Consider the following 16,960-nt stretch of genomic DNA (forward strand, 5'->3'; position numbering starts at 1 on the left):
ACCAGAGAGAGCTCCACACATGCCCAGTGGCTACGACACGGGTAATACCGCCTGGATGATGGCGAGCACCGCCATGGTGCTGCTGATGACCCCCGGCCTCGCCTTCTTCTACGGGGGGATGGTCAAGACCAAGCACGTGCTGGTGATGCTCAAGATGAGTTTCGCCTGCCTGTCGCTGGTGACCATCCTGTGGGTCGCGGTCGGCTACTCCCTCGCCTTCGGCAAGGACGCCGGCGGCGGCATGATCGGCAATCTCGACCACGCCTTCTTCCGGGGCATCGGGATGGACTCCCTGCACGGCTCCATCCCGACCGTGATCTTCGCCTGCTTCCAGATGTCCTTCGCGATCATCACGGTGGCGCTGATCAGCGGCTCGATCGCGGGCCGCGCCACCATGAAGGGGTGGCTGGTCTTCGTCGTCGCCTGAACGATGCTGGTCTACGTGCCCACCGCGCACTGGGTGTTCGCCCCCGACGGCTGGATCAACGAGTCCCTGGGCGCGCTCGACTACGCCGGCGGTCTGCCGGTCGAGCTCAGCTCGGGCGCTTCGGGGCTCGCGGTGGCCATCGTGGTGCGGGGGCGCAAGGACTTCGAGCGCGAGACGATCCGCCCGCACAACCTGCCCCTGGTCATCATCGGGCTGGCGCTGCTGTGGATCGGCTGGTTCGGTTTCAACGCGGGCTCCGCGCTGCAAGTCGAGGGCAGCGCGCCGACCACCTTCCTCAACACGCAACTGGCCGCCGCGGGCGCGATGATCGGCTGGCCGATCATCGAAAAGTGGCGCCTCGGCCACGTGGAGATGCTGGGTGTTGCCTCGGCCGCGGTCGCCGGCATGGTGGCCATCACCCCGGCCTGCGGCGAGGTCTCCCCGCTCGGCGCGCTGATCATCGGCTTCACCGCCGGCGTGGTCTGCTGCTTCGCCATCAACATGAAGTTCAAGATCGGCGTCGACGACACCCTCGACGTGGTCGGCGTGCACGGCTGGGGCGGCATCGTGGGCGTGCTCTCCATCGGCTTCTTCGCCACGGCCGCGATGAGCGGCAAGAAGGGCCTCTTCTACGGGGGCGGCCTCGACCAGCTCTGGCGTCAGGCCGTCGCCGTCCTGGCCGTCGGCTCCTTCGCCTTCGCCATGACCTGGCTCATCGCCAAGGTGATCGACAAGGCCGTCGGCTTCCGCACCTCGGAGGAGTACGAGAACGTACCCGGCCGCGAGGAGGAGGTCGCCTACGACAACGAGACCCTGGACGAGATCCGCGACCGGATGGGCGGGGCCGCGTCCCCGGCCCGCGAGCCCGCCACGGCGGGTGCCCCCCAGGGCACGGCGGAGCAGCAGGACGCCGCGCTGCTCGCCGAGATCGTATCCGTACTGGACCGACGAGAGCGTGACAAGTGACCACCGCTCACATGATGGCCGCCACCGCATCGGCGGTCTCCGCCGCACCCGCCGTCGCCGACTCCGGCAACGCGTCCTGGCTGATGATGGCCACGGCCCTGGTGCTGCTGATGGCTCCAGGAGTGGCCTTCTTCTACGGCGGCATGGTCCGCACCGGCCAGATCGTCGCCATGCTGAAGATGATCTTCTTCTGCATGGTGATCGTCACCGTGCTCTGGTTCGCGATCGGGTACTCCCTTGCCTTCGGCCCCGACGCCGGCGGGCTCGGCGTCATCGGCACGCTCGACAACGCCTTCCTGCGCGGGATCGATTCCGGGTCGCTGACCGGGTCCGTGCCCACGGTCACCTTCGTGGTCTTCCACCTCTCCTTCGCGGTCGTCACCGTGGCCCTGATCGCCGGTTCCATCGCGGGCCGCGCGAGGATGGGCGGCTGGATCGCCTTCGTCATCGCGTGGACCCTGCTGGTCTACATCCCCATGGCCCACTGGGTGTTCGACCCGGCCGGCTGGGTCGCCGAGCAGCTCGGCGCCGTCGACTTCTCCGGCGGCACCGTCGTGGAGATCGGATCGGGGGCCGCGGGACTCGCCCTCGCCATCGTCGCGGGCAAGCGCGCGGACTTCGACCGCCGGGGCATCCGGCCGCACAACCTGCCGCTCGTGGTCATCGGGCTCTCGCTCATGTGGTTCGGCTGGTTCGGCTTCAACACCGGTTCCTCCCTGGAGACCCCGGGCGGCGCGGCCATGGCCTTCCTCAACAGCCAGCTCGCGGCGGGTGCGGCGATGGTGGGCTGGGCGGTGACCAGTTGGTGGCGCACCCGGCAGGTCGGCCTGCTCGACATGTGCATGGGCGCCGTCACGGGACTGGTCGCCATGACCCCGCTGGCCGGCGGGGTGAGCCCGGTATGGGCCACGGTCATCGGCTTCCTCGCCGGGCTGAGCTGCGCGTTCGCGATCAGCTGGAAGTACCGGCTGGGCGTGGACGACACCCTGGACGTGGTGGGCATCCACGGCTGGGGCGGCATCGTCGGCATGGTCATGGCCGGCCTCTGCGCGACCGGGACCCTGACGGGCCACAAGGGCCTCTTCTACGGCGGCTCCTGGGACCTGCTGGGCAGGCAGCTCACCGCCACGGTGATCCTCGGCCTGTACTCGTTCGTGATGACCGCCCTGATCGGCAAGGCCATCGAGGTCACCATCGGGCTGCGCCAGCCCGGCGGAATGGTGGAGAAGGAACAGGCCTACGCCGACGTCCTCTCCGACAACCTCGAGCAGCTGTCGACCGGCGACTCCCGCGCCAAGGGCGCCGAGGAGGAGCCGGAGAGCGCCTCCGCCCTGGTCGCCCGGCTGCGCGAGGTCCTGCTGACGGGTGCGCAGAGCGGCGGCGACCGGCAGGGCGGCGGCGATCACGGCTGAGGACGGCCGCACGAGGTGATCCGGCCCCCGGCCCCGGCCGCGTTACGCGACCGGGGCCGGGTCACGCCAGCCGCCGGATCACGCCGCCCGCCGGATCACCCCGCCCGCCGGGCCAGGTCTCCCGCGTTCAGGGGCCGCCGCCACACGATGCGGCGGCGTACGGCGTCCAGGTCGGCCCGCAGGGGACCGGGCGGCACGGCCAGCACCGGACAGGGGGCGTGCGCCAAGCAGTACCGGGACACCGAGGGCCGCAGCGCGCGCAGCAGCGGGCGGCGCGGTCCCGTACCCACCACCAGCAGGTCACCGGGGTCGTCGCGGACGGTGCCCACCAGGGCCGCGCCCGGGGTGCCCCGGACCGCCAGTCCGGCCAGGGTCACGCCCGCCGGGGAACCCCCGAAGGCGGTGTCGAGGACCTCGCGCAACCGCTCGACCGCCGCGTCCCGCGAGGCGGTGAGCAGCGGGGTCCCTCCCCCGCCGCGCCGGGCGCCCGGTCCGCCCAGCGGCGGCTGCCAGGCCAGTACGACCCACAGTTCCGCCTCCCGCGCCCGGGCCTCGGCGTGCGCCGCGTGCAATGCCGTCAGGCTCCCCAGGGATCCGTACACCCCCACCACGACTCGTCCCCGCAACTTGGCCGTCCTCCCCGTCCGCTGCTGCTCCGTCTCCTCGATGGAACGGCGACGACGGGACCTTCGGCCCTCACCCGGCGGACTCCTGACGGACCCCTGACGTGGGACGCGGGAGCCCTGACGGGTCCCTGACGCGGGGGCCCGGCGCACGTGCGGTCAGCCGGTGAATCCGAGGCCGCGGAGCGCCTCCTCGATGCGCGCGCGGTGCTGCGCCTCCCAGGCGTCCAGGGACTCCCCGGCCTCCTTGGCCAGCTTGTCCAGCGCCGACCGCAGGACCTCCTCCGTGCGGGCGGCCGGGGTGACCACGATGCCCTCCTCGTCGGCGACCACGATGTCACCGGGGTGCACGCTCACTCCGCCGACCCGGACCGGGCCGCCGAGCGAGCCGAGCTTCTTCTTGCCGCCCGGGATGGGGATGACTCCGCGGGCGAAGACGGGGAAGCCCGCTTCGCGCACCTCCGCGAGGTCCCGCAGGAGCCCGTCGAGCACGAACGCGGCGATGCCGCGGCGCTGGGCGACGGCGCACACGTTGCCGCCGGCGAGCGCGTGGTCCAGGTCGCCCGATTCCACGACGATGACCGAGCCGGGCTCGGCACGGTAGATGGCCGCGTGCAGCATCAGGTTGTCCCCGGGCTCGCACCGCACCGTGTACGCGGGTCCCGCGACGCGCGGGGCGTCCCACAGCGGGCGGATGCCGATGTCCATGACCTGCTCGCGGCCCAGGAGGTCGGCGAGGGTGGTGGGCGGGACGCCCTTGAAACCGTATGGCATGTCAGTCCTTTTCTCACTACCGGTCTTCCCGGGCCCCGTGGGGCACCGAGATCGTAGGGCACCGGATGGCAGGGCACGGATCACGGCGCGTGCTGCGCCGTGTAGCCCGCGGAGGCGATCGCCGCGATGACGGCGGCCGGGTCGACGGGCCGGTCGGTGTCGACGACGGTGCGGCCGGCCCGGACGCTCGTCGCGCTGGCGACCACTCCCGCCAGCTCCTCCACCTCGTCGTCGATCAGCAGTCCGCAGCTGTTGCAGTGCATGCCGGTGACGGTGAACTCCATGCGCTCCTTCACGAGGTGCCCTCCCGGCTCTCGAAGGTGATCCGCCCGCCGTACATGCCCATGCCGCAGCTGTACTCGAGCGTCCCCGGCTGCCGGGTACCCAGGTCGATGCCGGTGGTCCCGGTCGTGGGGAGGATCTCCTGGACGCCGAGGTCGGGGATGACGAAGGCGCGGACGCAGCCCCCCGTCCCCTGCGTCGCGACGACCAGGGTGGTGGGGACGCCCGCCTTCGCCGTGACGACGGCTGGTGCGTACGCGTTCGTACGGGCCCGGATGGTCACGGTCTGCGTGCCGTCCGGGTTGAGCACCACCGTCCCGGCCGCCGCCGGGGCCGCGACCGCCGCCGGGGCTCCGGTGGGCCACCAGCCGCCGAGCCGCAGCCCGCTGCCGAGGGTCCACACCGCGACGAGCAGCACCACGACGGCGGTCGCCAGGGTCAGCCGCCCCTGCCACAGCCGGGCGGCGGAGCGCAGGAAGAAGCCGAGGGCGGCGAAGAGCGGGCCGGTCCCGAGGACGAAGCCGGCCATGACGGCCGCTCCCGCGAGGGGGCCGCCGGAGGTGACGGCGAGGAGCTCGACGCTCAGGGTCACCCCACAGGGAATCAGCACGGTCAGGAAGCCGAGCACGGCCGGGGTGGTGACGGCCGTGGACCGGGCCGACCGGCGGACCCGCCGGCCCCAGGAGGCGGGCGTGCGCGGCACGAAGCGGCGTACCCCGCGCACCGCGAACATGTCGAGGGCGAACAGGACCATCAGTGCGCCCGCGCACAGCATCAGCACGGCCCGGGTGCGCGGACCGGGCTGGACCGCGGCTCCGATCAGGCCGAGGGCGGCGCCGAGGAGGGTGTGGGAGAGGAGCTTGGCACCGAGGAAGGCCCCGACGGGGGCGAAGAGGCCGCTGCGCTGCCACCTCTCCGCGGACCACTCGGTGGACCGGCGGCCGACGGCCCCGGCGAGCAGCCCTCCTTGGACGGCGGCGCAGGACGCGCCGCCGGCGAACAGACCGGTGGAGACACCGGTGACGAACAACGCGGTGGATGAAGCCATGGGAACGGACTCCCTGTACGTCGCAGCGGATCAGGACACGGCGAAGCACTCCGGCCGTCCGGCGAGCGGGACGGTACGGGTGCGGGACCGGTCAGGTCCGGCTGACACAGAGGGAGTCGAGATCCGGCGCTCTCGGGCGGGAGCGCTCCGAGGGCGGCACGGGCCGCGGGTGGCCGTCGTCCACGGACCGCATCGCCCCCAGGGCGGAACCGGCGAGATCCCCGGCCGGACCGGCCTGCACGGTGGGCGCGTACGCCGACGCCAGCGGGCAGTCCTGCCCGGAGGCCGAACAGCCCCCGTCGGTGCCCGCGCCCGCGCCGCTGCCCGGGCCCATGTCCATGTCCATGTCCATCGTGGGCGTCCCGGCGATCGCCGGAGCCTCGGCCGTCCCGGGCATCCCGGCAGCCATCCCCGCCGGCGCAGGCGACCCGTTCAGCTGCGGCCCGGACATCCGCATGCCCGCCGCATGCCCCGCGGACGCGGGATGCGTGAACAGCCCGCCGCAGACGAGTAGCAGCACCGCCACGACGCCCGCGGCGACGGCCGAGGCGCGGCGGAGGGCGCGGATGGGCTGCATGTCCGTGATGCTACGACAGCCCTCCGGCCGCCTCGCGGACCGGGGCCGAGCAGTCCTGTCCGGCACCCGTCGCGCCGGCCGCTCCGCCGTTACTGTGGGGACGGCAGCACCTTCCTGGAGCTGTGGTCCCCTCTGCCCGACGCCCAGGGCCCCACCGGCTGCTGGCTCGCCGCGGGCATCCAGACCGTGCGCGTGGGCTGCCACGTGGTGCACGTCGACGCCGCCGGGCACGGCACGCACCACCTCCTGGTGGGCGCCGATGCCGCGCCGCCGGATCAGCCGGATCAGCCGGACTGACCCGCCCCGGTGTCCCCCGCCCCGGCCGTACGGGCCTGCCCGCGGCCGAGCAGTTCCGCCAGGCCGCGCCGGGTGGCGGCCATGACCACGCGGTCCTGCGGCCGCAGGACGTAGCCGGGGCGCAGGTCCCACACGAGGGCGGGCCGCCCGGCCGCGTCGTAGCCCGGCTCCCTGGCGAGGTCGGGGCGGCGGTTCGCCGGGGCGGCGGTGTCCAGGGCGACGACCCGCCAGGCGCCCGGCCTGAACGATTCCGCGATGGTGCGGCCCTCCAGCCGGGGATGGCCCGCCACCTCCAGCACCGCGAACACCAGCACCCTGCGCTCCACCGGGATCGCCCCGAGCACCTGGCGGCCCATCATCGCCCCGGCGAACGCGGGCGCGGCCAGATGGGAGACGCTGCGGCTCCGGGTGAGGGCCGCCGGGTGGGCCTCGCGCAGGGTGCGGTAGACGGCGGTGGCGAACTCGTTGTCGTACAGCCGCATCACCACCCGCACGTCGGGTTTCACCGAGCGGGCGTAGAGCGCGGCCTCCAGGTTGGTCGTGTCCGAACTGGTCACCGCCAGCAGGGCGTCGGCGCGGTGGATCCGGGCGGCTTCCAGGACCCCTTCGTCGGTGACGTCGCCGAGCACGACGGGTACGTGCAGGCGGCGCGCGAGGGCGATCCCGCGGGCCCCGGGGTCGGACTCCACGCACACGACGGGGATCCCCAGCTCCCGCAGCCGCGCGAGCACGCGGGCGCCGACCTTGCCGAGGCCGAGCAGCACGACGTGGCCGGAGAGGCCGCGCGGCGGTCTACGCAGGGCCGTGGCGGTACGGAAGGCGCCCAGTGCCTCGAGCGCCGCGGCGACCAGGACGGGCAGCAGGAGCAGCCCGACGAAGCCGGCCAGGATCTGCAGGAGTTGCCGCTCGGTGGGCTGGTCGAGCGCGGGGTCGTTGATCGCGAAGACGTCGAGCAGGGTCAGGTAGACGGCGTGCAGCGGGGTGTCCCCCGTGACCAGGGAGGAGGCCACGGCCAGGGCGCCGACGGCGGCCGTGATCCCGGCGAGTGACCAGCGGAGCCTGCGGGAGAACAGCGAACCCACCGGCAGGGAGACCTGGTTCAGCCGCCGCCCTTCCGGTGCGGCCGTGGTGTGGGAGACCGCTTCCAGTGCGACGATCCCCCGCCCGGTCGCGGCCGCCACGGACCGGTCGTCCGGGAGCAGTTGCGGTCCGCGGTCCCCGCCCAGTTCCGATCCGTCGGCGCCGGCCGGGTCGACGGCGGTGGCGGACAGAAGGGCCAGCGTGCACAGGCCCGGGTCGGCGACCTCGCCGCGGCCCGGAGGCGTACGTTCCACCGCGCGCAGGAGCAGCCCGTCGGCCTGGATCACCTTGCTGGTGCCGGCGACGGCGGAGGCGACGAGGGCGGGGGCGGCCGTATCGGCGTCGGAGAGCACGGTCGTGGCGGAGTCGAGCCCCCTCAGGTCGAGCCCCGGTTCCGCGACGAGCGCCGCCTGGTCGAGCAACTCCTCCAGGTGCTGGCCGAGTTTGCGGTTGTAGAGGCGGATGACGAGCCGCAGCCTGGGGTTCAGCCGCCGGGCCATCAGGGCGGCCCGTACGTTCGTCTCGTCGTCCTCGTAGACGAGGGCCAGCGCGGCCGCCCCGGCCACCCCGGCGGCGGCCAGCGCCTCCTCGTCGGGGGCCGGAGCCTCCAGTACCCGCAGTTCCGGTACGGGCGCCTCGCCGGCGGGGGCCCGGTCCCCGGCGGGCGTACGGATCCGTGCGGCCGGAAACCGCGCCAGCAGCGCGCGCCCGGCCCCGACCCGGGTCCGGCCCTGTACGGGCGCCGCCCCGGGCCGTACCTCGCGGGCGGCGGGCACGACCAGCGTCACCCGCTCCTCGTACACGTCGCGGAGCTCCGCGGCCAGCCGGTGGGCGAGCCCGTCGTCCCCGCACACGACCATCAGGTCGGCGGAGTCGGTCTGTTGGTGAGGATGCGCGGCTGGAGAGGACACCGCCCCAGCATGCCGTGCCGGCCGGTCCGGCCCGGCGGCGGCCGGCCCGCTGTCGTCGCGGGCGGGCGCCCTGGCGTCAGTGGATGACGCTGAAGCTGCGCCAGGGCAGGGCCTCGGGGGCCGTGACGTTCGAGAGGGTCGTGCCCACGTAGGTGCCGTCGACGCGGTCGATCTTGCGGCAGTCGTCCGTCCGGTACAGGACGACGTCCACGAGGGTGTTGTTCTCCACGTGGGTCGCCCCCTTCGGCAGGCCGATCTTCTGGCAGCCCTTGACGGAGGTGTTGATGTAGCTCACCTCGACCGGCGAGTCGTGGCCGCGGAATTCGAGCATCCCTACGGTGCTCCGGCCCAGGCCCGAGCAGGCGGTGGCCGTCAGCAGCAGCGCTGCCGTTCCCGCGATGATGCTGATACGCCTGCTGTGGGACATGGCGCGGTCCTCGTCTGTGCGGTGATGGCGGTCCTACGCACAGACTGCCCCGGCACGGCGCGCGCGGCTTCCGCTGCTCCGCCGTCCGGGTGAAACACCGCCCCCGGGGCGACGTGCCGGGGCCCCGGAGCCGTCAGGCCCCGCCGGGGGTCCGGGCCGGCCGCCGGTCACGGCCGGCCGGCCCGGACGCCGGGATCAGACGAGGTCGAACCGGTCCAGGTTCATCACCTTGTCCCAGGCGGCGACGAAGTCCTTGACGAACTTCTCCTTCGCGTCGTCGCTCGCGTAGACCTCCGCGAGCGCGCGCAGCTCGGAGTTCGACCCGAAGACCAGGTCGACCCGGCTGCCGGTCCACTTGACCTTGCCCGTGGCGTCGTCGCGGGCCTCGAAGGTGTTCGCGTCCTCGGAGGTCGGCTTCCAGGTCGTCCCCAGGTCGAGCAGGTTGACGAAGAAGTCGTTGGTGAGGGACCCGGGGGTGGCGGTGAGGACGCCGAGCGGCGACTGCTGGTGGTTCGCCCCGAGCACCCGCAGGCCGCCCACGAGGACGGTCGTCTCGGGGGCGCTGAGGTTCAGCAGGTTCGCCTTGTCGAGCAGCAGATACTCGGCCGGCAGGCGGTTGCCCTTCCCGAGGTAGTTGCGGAACCCGTCGGCGACCGGCTCCAGCGCGGCGAACGACTCCACGTCGGTCTGCTCCTGCGAGGCGTCCACGCGTCCCGGCGCGAACGGCACCCGGATCTCGACACCGGCGTCCTTGGCGGCCTGCTCGACGCCCACGCCGCCCGCGAGGACGATCAGGTCGGCCAGCGAGATCTGCTTGCCGCCGCTCTGGGCCGAGTTGAAGGACTCCCGGATCCCCTCGAGCTTGCGCAGTACGCCTCCCAGCTCGTCGGGGTTGTTGGCCTCCCACCCGCTCTGCGGCTGGAGGCGGATGCGGGCGCCGTTGGCGCCGCCGCGCTTGTCGCTGCCGCGGAAGGAGGAGGCAGCGGCCCAGGCGGTGGAGACGAGCTGGGACACCGAGAGGTCCGAGGCGAGGACCTTGGCCTTGAGGGCGGTGACGTCCGCGTCGTCCACGAGGGAGTGGGTGACCGCGGGGAGCGGGTCCTGCCACAGCAGGACCTCGGAGGGGACTTCGGGGCCGAGGTAGCGGACGACCGGGCCCATGTCGCGGTGGGTCAGCTTGTACCAGGCGCGCGCGAAGGCGTCCGCGAACTCGGCCGGGTTCTCGTGGAAGCGCCGCGAGATCTGCTCGTAGGCCGGGTCGATGCGCAGCGAGAGGTCGGTCGTGAGCATCGTCGGGGCGTGGCTCTTCGACCGGTCGTGCGCGTCGGGCACGGTGCCGGCCCCGGCGCCCGCCTTCGGCCGCCACTGGTGGGCGCCGGCAGGGCTCTTGAACAGCTCCCACTCGTAGCCGAAGAGGATGTCGAAGAAGGTGTTGTCCCAGGTGATCGGGGTGTTCGTCCAGATCCCCTCCAGACCACTGGTGATGGCGTCGCCGCCCTTGCCGGTGCCGAAGGAGTTGGCCCAGCCCAGGCCCTGCGCCTCGATCGGGGCGGCCTCGGGGTCGTCGCCGACGCTCTCCGCCGGGCCCGCGCCGTGGGTCTTGCCGAAGGTGTGGCCGCCCGCGATCAGGGCGACGGTCTCCTCGTCGTTCATCGCCATCCGGCGGAACGTCTCGCGGATGTCGCGTGCCGCGGCGATCGGGTCCGGGGTGCCGTTGGGGCCCTCCGGGTTGACGTAGATGAGGCCCATCTGGACGGCGCCGAGGGGGTTCTCCAGCTCGCGGTCGCCGGTGTAGCGCTCGTCGTCGAGCCAGGTGGTCTCGGGACCCCAGTAGACGTCCTCGTCCGGCTCCCAGACGTCGGCGCGACCGCCGCCGAAGCCGAAGGTCTCGAAGCCCATCGACTCCAGGGCGACGTTGCCGGTGAGGATCATGAGGTCGGCCCAGGACAGGCTCTGGCCGTACTTCTTCTTGACCGGCCACAGCAGGCGGCGGGCCTTGTCGAGGTTGCCGTTGTCCGGCCAGCTGTTGAGCGGGGCGAAGCGCTGCTGGCCGGCTCCGGCGCCGCCGCGGCCGTCGCTGATGCGGTAGGTGCCGGCACTGTGCCACGCCATGCGGATCATGAACGGGCCGTAGTGGCCGAAGTCGGCGGGCCACCAGTCCTTCGAGGTGGTGAGAACCTCCGCGATGTCCCGCTTGACCGCCGGGAGGTCGAGCGTGTTGAACGCCGCGGCGTAGTCGAACTCCTCGCCGAGGGGGTTGGCCACGGCGGGATTCTTGGCGAGGATCTTCAGGTTGAGCCGATCCGGCCACCACTGGCGGTTCCCGCCGCCCTGGGTCGGGTGCGGGGCCCGCTCGTGCGCGACCGGGCAGCCACCGCCGCCCTCGGCCTTCGCATCCGTGACGATTGCATCGTGGTTCTCAGACATGGGAATCCTTCCGGACCGGACCAGGCGGTCACGGTGATCAGGAACTGCATGCGATGGAACATTTCGGGGCACGGGGACCCGGCAGCGGGCCCCGGTTTCACGGTCTTCCTGACGCCGGGGCGGTCACCGTCGCGGACGGTCTCACGTCCGGTCTCGCGCTGCTCCGGACCGTTCCTGTCCCTTGGCTATCAACACAACCGATCCTACGATGGACGCAATCCAAGTCAAGAACGACACCAAGTCCGCATCCGGTCGGATCCCGGACCGCAGGCGGTAAATTCCTGGGGATCCCGCCAACCTGCCCCGCCGAACTCGAAAACGGTGAGCCGATATGAGTGACCTGTTGGAGCGGCTGCGCGAGCGCGGCTGGCGGATGACCTCCCAGCGGCGCGTGGTCGCGGAGGTGCTCGACGGTGACCACGTGCACCTGACGGCCGACGAGGTGCACGCCCGCGCGGTGGAGCGGTTGCCGGAGATCTCCCGGGCCACCGTCTACAACGCACTGGGCGAGCTGGTCTCCCTCGGCGAGGTCCTGGAGGTCACCACCGACGGCCGGGCCAAACGGTACGACCCCAACGCGCACCACCCGCACCAGCACCTGGTGTGTTCCGGCTGCGGACTGATCCGCGACGTCCACCCCACCGGCGATCCGCTGGCCGGCCTGCCCGCCGAGCAGCGGTTCGGCTTCATGGTGTCCGGGGTCGAGGTCACCTACCGGGGGCTCTGCGCCTCCTGCGCGTGAGACGTCAGCCGAGCTGGACGTCGGTGTCGGGCCGGGCGACCTTGAACAGCGCCCGGGCGATCACGGCGGCGTCCGCCTCGGTGAGGTGCGCGGAGAAGTGCTTCTGGATGCTCCGCATGTAGACCGGGGCCGTCGCCCGATGGGCCTCGGCCCCCTGTGGGGTGATGACGGCCCAGGACGCCCGCTTGTCGTGCGGGTCGGGCAGCTTCTCGACCAGGCCGGCGCGCACCATCTCGTCGATCAGGCGGCTGACCCGGGTGCGGCTCAGGACCACCCGGTTGGCCACTTCCTGCATCCGCAGCCCGCGCTCTCCGGCCGCCTTGAGTTCGAGCAGCACGTCGTACCACGTCAAGGGGATCCGGCCGTCGCGCTGCACGTCGCTCTCGATGGCGCGCACCGCGGTGTTGTACGCGAAGAGCATCGCCCGCCAGGCCTCGAGTCGATCGTCCTGTCCGTTCACCCCGCGATCCTATCCCCATTGCGTGCGCCCGCACATACTTGTTAATGTGCGTGCGTACGCACTTATTGATCCCTGATTTTCGGAGGCCGGCACATGGCGGTTCAGAACCTCTCCCGCGACGAGGTCAAGCAGAAGCTCGACGGCGGCAGTGCCTCGGTCGTCGAGGCCCTGCCGGAGCAGTACTACAAGGAGGCGCACCTGCCGGGGGCGTTGCTCCTCCCCCTCGACGACGTCGACGCGCTGGCCCCCGGCCTGCTGCCCGACAAGGACGCCGAGGTCATCGTCTACTGCACCGGTACGACCTGCTCCAACTCGGGGGTCGCGGCCGAGCGGCTCGCGGAGCTCGGCTACTCGAAGGTCTTCACGTACAAGGACGGCAAGGAGGACTGGATCGGGGGCGGCCTCCCGACCGAGTCCGGAGCCTGAGCGGCGCCCGGGACGTCAGGGCGGCCCGGGCCGCACGGTTGCCGCTCCGAGGGCAAACCGGCGGTGCCGGGCCCGCCGGTTAGCGGGCCCGGCACCGGAGTCGTTCGTCAGACGCGGTCGGCCGCGATCAGGAGGTACTGGAAGGAGCCGTCCTTGTAGGACTCGATGAACGCCTCCTCGATGCCGGTGACCAGCGAGGACGTGGCCCGCAGCTCCCAGTAGGGCAGCGTCGCCGGGGTCAGGTCGATGACGGCCTGCGGCACGAGGCGGTTGTCCGCCATGGCCCGCAGGTACTCCCGGCGGGAGTGGATGTTGCACTCGAAGTGCGCGTTGATCTGGGAGACCCACTTCGAGGGCTGGCCGTAACGCGGGTTCCAGCAGCCGGTGATGGTCACGTACCGGCCGCCGACCTTCAGGACGCGGGAGTGCTCGGCGAAGAGGTCGTCCAGGTCGACGTACATGCTCGACTCGTTGTTCCAGGACGCCGTGGCCTGCCCGGTCTCGAAGGGCGTGCCGAGCATGTTGCAGACGCGGGCCCGGACGTGGTCCTCGATGCCGAGCTCGCGGGCGCGCTGGTTGGCGAAGTCGGCCTGCTTGGCGGACAGGGTGACGCCCTCGACCTTGCAGCCGAAGCGCTGGTGGGCCATGACCATCGAGCCGCCGCGGCCGCAGCCCGCGTCCACGAGGGTGTCCTCGCGGCCGACGGGGCCGAGGTGGTCCAGGAGGAGTTCGGCCTGCGCCGACTCCAGCCGGTGGAGCTCGGCGACGAGCTTCTTCTCGTACGCGCTGTCGTCGGTGTCGCCGAGGGCGGAGTGGTCGACGTCGCCGATGCCGTAGTGGTGGTGGTAGAGGCCGTCCACGTCGCCGAGGCGCAGGTTCACGGGCCTGGCCTCGTTGTTCCAGTAGCGGGCGATGTCCCCCTGGTAGGGGGTCGCCGGCCCGGGAATGATCACGGGGGCCGGGGTGGTGCCGTTGGAGCTGGTGGTCAGATCAATGCTGGTCACGAATGAAGTCCGTCCTTACCAGAAGTCGGGCAGGCTGTAGCGATAGGTATTGGTCTGGTGCCAGTAGTGGTTGCCGTCGACCCAGACGGCGACTCCCCGCAGGAAGCGCAGCACGCTCGGGACGGGGCAGGCGGCGGCCAGGGCGGCGGCCTCCGCTTCGAAGGCGTGCATGAGGTCGTTGTGGACCTCCACCGCCTTCAGGTACCCCTCCTGGTCGGAGGTGCCCTCCCGGTCGGCGATCACCACGGGAAGGTTCATGTGCCGTCCGGGGGCGGCGAGTTCCTTGGTGTAGGAGTACAGGTCGTTGACGATGGTGGTGGCGTTCCCGGCGAGTGCGATGACCCGTTGCATGGGCGCCTGGGCGTGCAGATCGGCCGGGAGTTCGTACCCGCCGACGGTGTCGGTGATGGTGGGGCAGGGGCGGAAGTTGTTGAACTGCCGCATGGCCAGGTACTCCCACACCTCGGGGACGTACTCGGTCTGGGCCCAGGCCGCCTCGGCGAGGTACCCGAGGTGCAGACGGGCCATGTCGTGCCGGAACCGGTCGGCCTGGGAGGGACTGGCCAGCTGGACGAGGTACTCCATGGCGGAGCGGTAGGCGCGCCGGGGCGCGTCGGACTGGAGCGACCGCGCCCACTCCGGCTGGTACTCCTCCGTCGTGTGGAGCGGGTCGAGAGCGGTGTGCGCCAGCAGGAGGCGGCCGCCGAGACCGATGGGCGAGCCGCCGTGGTCCTCGCAGTAGCAGTCGTCCACCGCGTTCTCGGCGACCATCAGCCGGGTGGCGACCATCAGGTGCTCGACGGTGGGGGCGTCCGGGTGGCAGGCCACCATGTAGCGCCCGACGGAGAAGCCGTCGAACTGGTCCTCCCAGTCCTCGGGGTACAGCTCGACCTCGTCCAGCGCCCATGCCTTGATCCGGCGGCTGACCTCCTCCACACGCGCCGGGTCGGGCTCCGCGACCGGGTGGTGGTAGAGGCCCGGAATCGGATTTCCCGCCACTGGCGCCGCCGGCGTTCCGGGCTCCGCGGGTGCCGGAGGGTCTTCGCTCCGGGTCAGGTGCAGGCTCGCCGTGCCCAGACCGCTGGGGCCGCGCAGGATCCGTTCCAGGGCAGGGCTCGGTTGCCTTGCCTCGGCGGCGGGGCCGGGCGGCGGGGACGGCAGAACAGGCACGGCGGGCAGGCCGCCGAAGGTGTGGGCGTGGGCGGTGCCGAGGACGTGGGCCCCGAAGTGGGCCGCAGCGCCAGGCAGGCCCGACTGCAGAGGGGAAGGCCCGGGATCGGGCATCCGTGGCTCCTTGGTGAGGTGAGTGGGCTGTCGCGGATCCCGGGCGTGCGGGTCCTCGGGGCGGTCCTCGGGTCGCTCAGTCGCGCCTGCGGGCGATCTGTACGTTCTCCAGCACGCCGAGCGCGTCGGGCACCAGGATGGCGGCGGAGTAGTAGGTGCTGACCAGGTAGGAGATGAGCGCCTGCTCGTTGATGCCCATGAAGCGCACGGACAGGCCCGGCTCGTACTCCTCCGGCAGACCGGTCTGCCGCAGACCGATGACGCCCTGGTTGTCCTCGCCGGTACGCATGGCGAGGATCGAACTGGTGTTCTCCTTACTGATCGGGATCTTGTTGCACGGCAGGATCGGCACCCCGCGCCAGGCCGGGACGGACTGCCCCCCGACATCGACGTGGTCCGGGTAGAGTCCGCGGGCGTTGAACTCGCGCCCGATCGCCGCGATGGTCTTGGGGTGGGCGAAGAAGAACTTGGTGCCGCGGCGGCGGCAGAGCAGCTCGTCCAGGTCGTCCGGGGTCGGCGGGCCGGAGTGGGTCTGGATCCGCTGCTTGAAGTCGGCGTTGTGGAGCAGGCCGAACTCCCGGTTGTTGACCAGCTCGTGCTCTTGCCGCTCGCGCAGGGCCTCGATGGTGAGCCTGAGCTGCTCCTCGGTCTGGTTGTGCGGCCCGTTGTAGAGGTCGGCGACCCTCGTGTGGACCCTCAGTACGGTCTGGGCGATGGAGAGTTCGTACTCCCGCGGCTTGAGTTCGTAGTCGACGAACGCGCCGGGCAGATCGGCCTCGCCTGTGTGGCCGGCCGACATGGCGATCTCGGCCTCGCCGTGCTTGTTCTGCCGCTGCTGGGGAAGCGAGCTGAACTGCCGGATGTGTTCCTGGAGGTGCGGGGCGGTGGCCTGGATGGCGGCGAAGTCGGCGCGGGAGAGGGTGAGCAAGGTGCCGGGGGTCTCGGCGGTGGCGGTGTAGTCCCAGCCGGCGTCGCCGTCCAGCAGGGCGTTCTCACCGAACCGGTCACCGTCGGCGAGTACGGCTACGGTGACGTCGTCGCCGTACTTGCCGACGGAGGTCTGGCTGATCCGGCCGTGGGCGATGAGGTGGATCTGGTCGGCGGGGGTACCACGTTCGACCAGCACCTCACCGGCACGGAACTCTCGCTGGACGCACCGGCCGGCGAGCGCGGTCAGCACCTCCTCGTCCTCGAAGCCGCGCAGCAGAGCCAGCTCGCTGAGCTCGCGGGGGATCACGCGGACGTCGGCGCCGTCCTGGACGAACTCGATGCGTCCGTCGCCGACGGTGTAGCTCAGCCGGCGGTTCACCCGGTAGGTGCCGCCCTTGGTCTCCACCCAGGGGAGCATCCGCAGCAGCCAGCGAGAGGTGATCTCCTGCATCTGCGGGGCGGATTTGGTCGTGCTGGCGAGGTTGCGCGCAGCAGCCGTGCTCAGACTGGACTGCTTGGGCGGCTCCAGCTGCGCTTCCGGGCTGGTGTCAACGGTCATCGGTCGAGCTCTCCTTCATCAGCTTCCTCAGCGGGGAAAGGAAGGCAAACGTCTGGGCGTCCGTCCAGATCCGGGGGAACCGTAGCGCCGGTGATCACCGGCCGGCCATGAAGAAACGTTGCCGTTGCCTCGTTCTGATGATCTTGTCCCGAATGAGGTTTGTTTGGCGGAGCGCCGATATTCAGCCGGGGCCGCGCGGCCTTGAGGCGTTCGCCGGCTGGGACACCCGTCGCCTGCGCCACCCCGCCGCCGGCCCCCGGTGACCGGCCCGGTTCGGCCCGGTTCGGCCCGGTTCGGCCCGGTA

General features: G+C 71.8%; 15 protein-coding genes and 1 pseudogene. 4 read left to right on the forward strand and 12 right to left on the reverse strand.

The genetic code is table 11. The features are described from left to right. Positions 1-19 precede the first annotated feature (19 nt). Positions 20-1,393: pseudogene (locus MTF69_RS09155) on the forward strand (ammonium transporter). Further along, entirely contained in the window at positions 1,390-2,805 is a 1,416-nt protein-coding gene (locus tag MTF69_RS09160; RefSeq protein ID WP_243332392.1) for an ammonium transporter, read from the forward strand. Before MTF69_RS09155 ends, MTF69_RS09160 begins: the two are co-directional and overlap by 4 nt. A gap of 95 nt (positions 2,806-2,900) precedes the next feature. Here MTF69_RS09160 and MTF69_RS09165 read toward each other — a convergent pair whose 3' ends face one another. The 8 genes from MTF69_RS09165 to katG form a co-directional block, all read right to left on the reverse strand. Then, entirely contained in the window at positions 2,901-3,431 is a 531-nt protein-coding gene (locus MTF69_RS09165; protein WP_243332394.1) for a universal stress protein, read from the reverse strand. Positions 3,432-3,587: 156 nt separating this feature from the next. Further along, positions 3,588-4,202, reverse strand: a complete 615-nt coding sequence (locus tag MTF69_RS09170) for an RraA family protein (RefSeq protein WP_243332396.1) — start codon at positions 4,200-4,202, stop codon at positions 3,588-3,590. 80 nt (positions 4,203-4,282) lie between these two features. Continuing rightward, positions 4,283-4,498, reverse strand: a complete 216-nt coding sequence (locus tag MTF69_RS09175) for a cation transporter (RefSeq protein WP_243332398.1) — start codon at positions 4,496-4,498, stop codon at positions 4,283-4,285. Beyond that, the gene (locus MTF69_RS09180) at positions 4,495-5,532 is read right to left on the reverse strand and encodes a sulfite exporter TauE/SafE family protein (protein WP_243332400.1); all 1,038 of its coding nucleotides are present in this window, start codon (positions 5,530-5,532) and stop codon (positions 4,495-4,497) included. The genes MTF69_RS09175 and MTF69_RS09180 overlap by 4 nt, the downstream gene beginning before the upstream one ends. Before the next feature lie 91 nt (positions 5,533-5,623). Next, on the reverse strand, positions 5,624-6,109 hold the full coding sequence (locus MTF69_RS09185; protein ID WP_243332402.1) for a hypothetical protein: 486 nt from the start codon (positions 6,107-6,109) through the stop codon (positions 5,624-5,626). Between the two features lie 284 nt (positions 6,110-6,393). After that, positions 6,394-8,346, reverse strand: coding sequence for a potassium channel protein (locus MTF69_RS09190; RefSeq protein ID WP_243332656.1), 1,953 nt, complete (start codon positions 8,344-8,346; stop codon positions 6,394-6,396). A gap of 127 nt (positions 8,347-8,473) precedes the next feature. After that, positions 8,474-8,824: a hypothetical protein gene (locus tag MTF69_RS09195; RefSeq protein ID WP_243332405.1), complete on the reverse strand. Its 351-nt coding sequence runs from the start codon at positions 8,822-8,824 to the stop codon at positions 8,474-8,476. Positions 8,825-9,019: 195 nt separating this feature from the next. After that, positions 9,020-11,251, reverse strand: coding sequence for a catalase/peroxidase HPI (katG, locus tag MTF69_RS09200; RefSeq protein WP_243332406.1), 2,232 nt, complete (start codon positions 11,249-11,251; stop codon positions 9,020-9,022). A 331-nt stretch (positions 11,252-11,582) separates the two neighbouring features. Here katG and MTF69_RS09205 point away from each other — a divergent pair, with 331 nt between their 5' ends. After that, the gene (locus MTF69_RS09205; RefSeq protein ID WP_243332408.1) at positions 11,583-11,993 is read left to right on the forward strand and encodes a Fur family transcriptional regulator; all 411 of its coding nucleotides are present in this window, start codon (positions 11,583-11,585) and stop codon (positions 11,991-11,993) included. A gap of 4 nt (positions 11,994-11,997) precedes the next feature. Here MTF69_RS09205 and MTF69_RS09210 read toward each other — a convergent pair whose 3' ends face one another. Beyond that, complete coding sequence (locus MTF69_RS09210; RefSeq protein ID WP_243332410.1) at positions 11,998-12,453, reverse strand: MarR family winged helix-turn-helix transcriptional regulator; 456 nt, start codon at positions 12,451-12,453, stop codon at positions 11,998-12,000. A gap of 93 nt (positions 12,454-12,546) precedes the next feature. On the opposite strand from MTF69_RS09210, the gene MTF69_RS09215 reads away from it, so the two are divergent. Further along, positions 12,547-12,879, forward strand: coding sequence for a rhodanese-like domain-containing protein (locus tag MTF69_RS09215; RefSeq protein WP_243332412.1), 333 nt, complete (start codon positions 12,547-12,549; stop codon positions 12,877-12,879). A 107-nt stretch (positions 12,880-12,986) separates the two neighbouring features. On the opposite strand, the gene MTF69_RS09220 is transcribed toward MTF69_RS09215, so the two are convergent. From MTF69_RS09220 to MTF69_RS09230, 3 genes are all read right to left on the reverse strand, one after another. Continuing rightward, positions 12,987-13,883: a geranyl diphosphate 2-C-methyltransferase gene (locus MTF69_RS09220; RefSeq protein ID WP_243332414.1), complete on the reverse strand. Its 897-nt coding sequence runs from the start codon at positions 13,881-13,883 to the stop codon at positions 12,987-12,989. Positions 13,884-13,898: 15 nt separating this feature from the next. Next, the gene (locus MTF69_RS09225) at positions 13,899-15,167 is read right to left on the reverse strand and encodes a family 2 encapsulin nanocompartment cargo protein terpene cyclase (RefSeq protein ID WP_243332416.1); all 1,269 of its coding nucleotides are present in this window, start codon (positions 15,165-15,167) and stop codon (positions 13,899-13,901) included. Positions 15,168-15,243: 76 nt separating this feature from the next. After that, on the reverse strand, positions 15,244-16,656 hold the full coding sequence (locus tag MTF69_RS09230) for a family 2B encapsulin nanocompartment shell protein (RefSeq protein ID WP_243332419.1): 1,413 nt from the start codon (positions 16,654-16,656) through the stop codon (positions 15,244-15,246). Positions 16,657-16,960: the final 304 nt, after the last annotated feature.

Source organism: Streptomyces sp. AP-93 (assembly GCF_022808175.1).
GTDB lineage: Bacteria > Actinomycetota > Actinomycetes > Streptomycetales > Streptomycetaceae > Streptomyces.